The sequence below is a fragment of the Neobacillus drentensis genome (assembly GCF_036962765.1).
GTDB classification, from domain to species: domain Bacteria; phylum Bacillota; class Bacilli; order Bacillales; family Cytobacillaceae; genus Neobacillus; species Neobacillus drentensis_C.
Map to the genome: position 1 here is coordinate 18,346 of NZ_JBALOS010000207.1, position 5,470 is coordinate 23,815.

The 5,470-nt window shown below is 31.2% G+C and carries 7 protein-coding genes; 6 read left to right on the plus strand and 1 reads right to left on the minus strand.

Features of this window, described 5'->3' with window-relative positions:
- The first annotated feature begins 135 nt into the window (after positions 1-135).
- From V7137_RS23050 to V7137_RS23075, 6 genes are all read left to right on the plus strand, one after another.
- On the plus strand, positions 136-600 hold the full coding sequence (locus V7137_RS23050; RefSeq protein ID WP_335700235.1) for a hypothetical protein: 465 nt from the start codon (positions 136-138) through the stop codon (positions 598-600).
- Between the two features lie 217 nt (positions 601-817).
- Positions 818-1,672, plus strand: a complete 855-nt coding sequence (locus tag V7137_RS23055; protein ID WP_335700236.1) for a tyrosine-type recombinase/integrase — start codon at positions 818-820, stop codon at positions 1,670-1,672.
- Between the two features lie 273 nt (positions 1,673-1,945).
- The gene (lepB, locus tag V7137_RS23060; RefSeq protein WP_335700237.1) at positions 1,946-2,485 is read left to right on the plus strand and encodes a signal peptidase I; all 540 of its coding nucleotides are present in this window, start codon (positions 1,946-1,948) and stop codon (positions 2,483-2,485) included.
- Positions 2,486-2,718: 233 nt separating this feature from the next.
- On the plus strand, positions 2,719-2,916 hold the full coding sequence (locus tag V7137_RS23065; protein ID WP_256358567.1) for a hypothetical protein: 198 nt from the start codon (positions 2,719-2,721) through the stop codon (positions 2,914-2,916).
- 300 nt (positions 2,917-3,216) lie between these two features.
- A complete protein-coding gene (locus V7137_RS23070; RefSeq protein WP_335700238.1) occupies positions 3,217-3,492 on the plus strand; it encodes a hypothetical protein in 276 nt (91 codons plus the stop codon).
- Between the two features lie 242 nt (positions 3,493-3,734).
- A complete protein-coding gene (locus V7137_RS23075) occupies positions 3,735-4,301 on the plus strand; it encodes a hypothetical protein (protein ID WP_335700239.1) in 567 nt (188 codons plus the stop codon).
- Positions 4,302-4,489: 188 nt separating this feature from the next.
- Here the strand turns inward: V7137_RS23075 and V7137_RS23080 are convergent, their stop codons facing one another.
- The gene (locus V7137_RS23080) at positions 4,490-4,684 is read right to left on the minus strand and encodes a hypothetical protein (RefSeq protein ID WP_335700240.1); all 195 of its coding nucleotides are present in this window, start codon (positions 4,682-4,684) and stop codon (positions 4,490-4,492) included.
- Positions 4,685-5,470: the final 786 nt, after the last annotated feature.

Below are 5,470 nucleotides of genomic sequence, written 5' to 3' on the forward strand. Positions count from 1 at the left end.
TTCCTATTGTATAATTTAGGTAAGTTTGGTAAAAGTTGAAGTATTATCTGGTAGTGGTCTGCAAGTAATTAAATACTCTTACAAAATCATATCAATTGGAATATTAAACAATTATTGATGTAATGGGGGAACGATATGAGTCAAAATTCAGTATCTGAAAAAGTAGATATTATAAAAGTTGATCCTAAGGATGTTCAAATAGTTGAAAGTAATAGTTTAAATAGCAGTTCTTCTAATAGTAATGGCTCAATTGGAAAAGAAATTGCAACTACATTTCTTGCGGAAACTGCCAAAGCAGCAGCACCAGTATTAATTGAAATAATTAAAGGAAAGCTTGATGATGACCGTGATGAAAAAAAGAAAATACGAGAAAGCAGAAGAGAAATTTTACTAAAGGAATTTAATATCTTAATACAAAATCTTGAAAAAGAAGAAGCTAAGGAAGATTATAATCAAGAAAGAATAGATAGGTGGAATGAACGAATTGATAAGATAAAACAAGAACTTAATGATACAGAAGAAAAAACTAACGGTTTTACAAAATGGTTGCTAAATTCTTTCAAAGAACTTGTATCATCTAAATCAGGAAGCAAAGAGTAAGGTTAAGTAAAACTTTTTAGAACAAGGTAAAGGTTAAATATTCTGACGGACTAAGATTTAACTTAGTTCGTCTTTGTGTTTGAAAATATATTCAACATAAGATAAACTATGTTGACTTTTGATGATAAAATAGTATTATATTGGTAAATAATTCAACATAGTTTAATAGAAGGGTATAGAAAATTAATTCAACATAGTTTATTGGGAGGGGAAAAATATGATAGATTTATTTACAAAGTATCTCGAGGAAGATGCGAAAAGCGATAATACCATTAAAGGGTATATCCAATCGGTATTTGGTTTTCTAACTTGGTTTGATCAATCAAAGGATGTAGCTTTTAAGAAACTGCATCGAGAGAATGTTCGGGAGTACATCTCCTTTTTAAAAACGGTGAAGAACTCCAAACCAAAAACCATAAATACGAAGCTGAATGCATTGGTAAAGTTTAATGAGTTCCTTATTGAAACAAAAGTGCAGGAAGAAATGGTTTTAACAAAGAAGGATTATGTGAAAGTGCAGCAACAATACGCTTCACTGGCCAAAGTAGAATTTAAGGACGTTGAGAAATTCCGGCAAATGATACTTGATAGTGAAAATAAGAGGAATTATGCAATTGTCAGCTTACTTTCCTATGCGGGCTTAAGGATTTCGGAGGCTCTAAACCTCAAAATGAACGACTTTAACATCATTTCTCGTGAAATTCTTGTACAAGATGGAAAGGGAAGCAAAACAAGAACTGTTTTTATGAACGATAAAGTAAAAACTGCCCTTCAATCGTGGTTAAAAGAGCGAGAAAAACAAGGAATTGAAAATGAGTTTATTTTTGTCAGCAACCGAAATAAGCGGTTGGATAGAACAACAGTAAATAAACTTTTCAATGAATATAGCCAGAAGCTAGGAAAAGAAATTACACCCCACGATCTACGTCATTTCTTTTGTTCTCACGCTATCAAATGTGGTTTAAGCGTACACGAGGTTGCGAACCAGGCCGGCCACTCCAATATATATACCACGCTTCTGTATACCAATCCAAGTAAAAACGACTTAATAAATAAAATGAATCAATTATAGGTGTATTAATAAGTAAGGACGAAATTATATAATGTAGAACTTAGTTTAACCGTTTTGATATAAAATGTTAATCATTGGGTAACCACTAAATGGCAACTTATAAAGGATAATGGATATTTATATTAATAGGAAATAAAGATTGTGAAGAATTGTACTTAAACTAACGGTGCAGTTTAGTTTAATAAGGAAGGAAGAATATGACAATAAAAAGGTGTTTTAATCGTAAATGGAGAATGTTTTATTAGGAGAAAAATTAAGGAGTTGGGTTAACTAATGAAATTAAATTCAAATGGGGAATTGAAAAGTTGGGGCAAATCGTTGTTCATTGCATTTGGAGTGGCATTTGTTGTAAGAACATTCCTATTTGCACCATACGTAGTGGATGGTGCTTCAATGGAACCTACGCTACATAATCAGGAAAAAATCTTTGTAAACAAATTAAATTTGACAGATAGTTTTAGTAGAGGAGAAATTGTCATTATTAAAGGGGAGGAAGCAAACTATGTAAAAAGAATCATCGGACTTCCAGGAGATACGGTTTTAATGAAAAATGATAATTTATTTATTAATGGTATTTTATTCAAAGAACCCTATCTTTCACAAAATCGTGAACTTGCTAAACAAATGGGTAGTCAATTAACTGGCGATTTTGGACCAATTACAGTACCTAAAAACAAATTTTTTGTTATGGGTGATAATAGATTAAAAAGTAAGGATAGTCGTAATGGTTTAGGGTACTTCACAAAAGAAGAAATAGTAGGGCAAAGTGAGTTTGTTTTTTTCCCATTCTCACAAATTAGAGATACAGAGTAATTTTTCTTTAGCTAACGGGTACTAGATTTATGTATTTATTTAAACATAAATTGGGTTATTTCCCATTTAACCTTGTGATAATTTATTTCAAATAACGGGTGCAAGAATAAACAAGGGAGCGGCTGCGGCAGTTCTTTTTCTTGTTCCACTGAAGGGCAAATTAATAAGAAGGGATTCTTGTAATTCAGGAGGAATTATTAAATAGATAAAATAATTTTATGGAAGAAGAGATAATGATGTATTTGTTTTTATCCATTGTTTTAAGTGCAATTTTAGGCTTCTTATTACTTATGATAGGTCCTCCGCAAGTTGCTGGAGTTATTGCTTTTGGTATTATTGTTGGGATTCTTTTTAGAGGATTGTATTTACTAAATAGTTTACATAAATCATTTAATAATAACTCTTCTAAGTATGCTTCAAAAGACGAATAAATCCTCTTTCTTCAACTAAAAGAAACTACAACAGATTGTGAACAAATGTACTTAAGCTAACGGGGTGCAATAGTTCAAGATCGGGGCAGTCATTTTGGCAGCTTTTCTTGTTCCACTAACGGGGCAGTTTGGTATGACGGATAAGGCATTTAAGATTGAAGATATTCTATATCTAAGGTAGCAGGTAAACGCTGTTGTTAACGCAACAGCGTTTTTCTTTTAAATTCTGTTAAAATTTGTTATTAAAGCACAAAAATTTCATACTCATTAATATAGGACAAGTAAGGGGTTGTTGCTATTTTGAATAAATTTGTAATTCTGGCTCTAATAATACTCCTAATAATTATTATTGTTATTACTTTTCTTTACCTTTTTTCGAGAAATAAACAACAGTCTGTTCAAGTAATTACACTACAAAATTTTATGAGTAGTTATCACTCTATTGAAAATGAAAGTGAGAAAAAAAGCTTTTTAGATACCATTAAGGACTTTTTCAATGATAATGATAATGATGGAATCATCGATGGTATTGATAACGAGGACAATGAAGATGGGGGTGATGATGGCGGCGAATAACACCCCCTTTTTTACGTGTGATTTAGTAGGCTATTGTTCAACTTATTTATCTGTTGATTCGTTTTTCTCTCACTAAAACGTAACTCCTTTAAACGATTGTTCAATAAGAGCAATCGCTGTTCTTGTTCCGCTAACATAGCAGTTTAATTTAATAAAGAAGAGCAATGTGGGAAGGTTAAGGAGTAAATATAAATATGATAATACTATGAAAAGAACTTATCTACATTCGTAGGAGGAATAAGATGATAGATTTAACAGATTATCTGTACAATAAGATAGAACCCATTATTGAGAGTTGGGATGAGGAAGGAATATATGCATTATCTTTTTTTGTACATACAAATGAAGCTTCAGAAAATATTCCTACCTTTGCAATAAGTTATAATACCGAAGAAGATTGTGAGCATAGTTCACAGCTTAGTGAGCAGAGATGGAATTATGCCTTTTGGAGACAAGATGAAATTGAAATTATTGGTGATGAAGAATCAACAGCCATTTTATTACAATGGTATAAGGAAAATGGCATAAAAGATATTGGGTACGAGGACGAAACATTAATGTATGATGATGAATATAATTATATAGGAAAAGGACCAAACGGATATTATGAGCTATTGCAAATAGTTTCTAATGTAGCAAAAAGATTGCACGATAATAAAGTTATTAGTAATACATTTAAAAGAGAAATACCCATCGTTATTCACGATTTGGAATATTCTTGGTTTTCAGAAGAAGCAACGAAAAATGGAAACCCTAATGGAATAGCCGACATATTCTTAGAAGCATTACGCCAAGGATTTCCAGAGTAAGGTATTAATTTTTTTGCTATTTCACTAACGGGTGCATTAGTTGAACAAGAGGAGGACCGTCAAAGACGGTCTTTTTTATTTAATAATATTGTTCTTTCCTTCAATGCATTGCCACTCAATTACTAGCTACTTCTATACGATTTAATATTGAATTGGGTCTGTAGTATCTTTCTATAGCTCTGTGTTGATTAGTCCTCGCTTGTATCTAAATAAGTGCCGCCAGCGTTATTAGACTGTGTTGAAGGATCCTCACTTGTGTCTAAATAAGAACTGCCACCAGCATAATTAGACTGTGTTGAAGGGTTCTTACTTGTATCTAAATATGGAATGCCTTCGACATAATTATCAGATTTTCTTGATAGTTTATGACCTTGTTCTCGCATAAAATTCACCTCCGTTATTATATGGTGTGTGGTTGTGGAGATAAATATCAGGTAGTATGGAGGAAATTAGAAAAAACAATATGGAGAAATCGTCGCAGCCGTGGTTGCTGATATTTGTTAAAAGATAAGAAAGTATAAAATTTCTTCTTCAACTATCGAAGCAGTTTAGTTCAACAAGAAGAATTAAATAAATGACTAAATTTCCATATAAAAATAATGATGGGTATTGTACAATACTCTTGTTCATAACAAAGAAAAAGTTATCTTTGATAAATATTCAAAGACAAACTAAAATGGAGTAACTTTATGACCACAAAAAAATTAGCAATTTCTTTATTTATTACTGTAATTCTTACCGTTGTTATTCGTTCTATACTTCGTAACAATGGCATTCATAATTTTTTCAGCGAAAATTCAATTGGTGGATTTTTAATACAATGGGGCATTTTTTTATTGCTTTTATTAGTTTTTAAAAAGAAGGTCTGAAAAATAAGATTTATGCATTGGTAAAATCTTGTTCAATTAACGGGGGCTTGAGTGTAAGATGGAATAGTGACACATTTAAAATTTAATTCAATAATAAAGATTTTACTTATTGGAGACTACTGATATGAAATTAAGTGACCGTTTTTTAAAGAACAGAGTAAAGCAGATTGTAATTACTCAATTTATATTGATTATCCCGATGATAATTATCGTATTTTTATCTTTTACGACATATCCCGTAAATTTTTTCTACTCTGGAATTATTGGAATTATTCTTGCAATATCTATGTTTTTAAATGG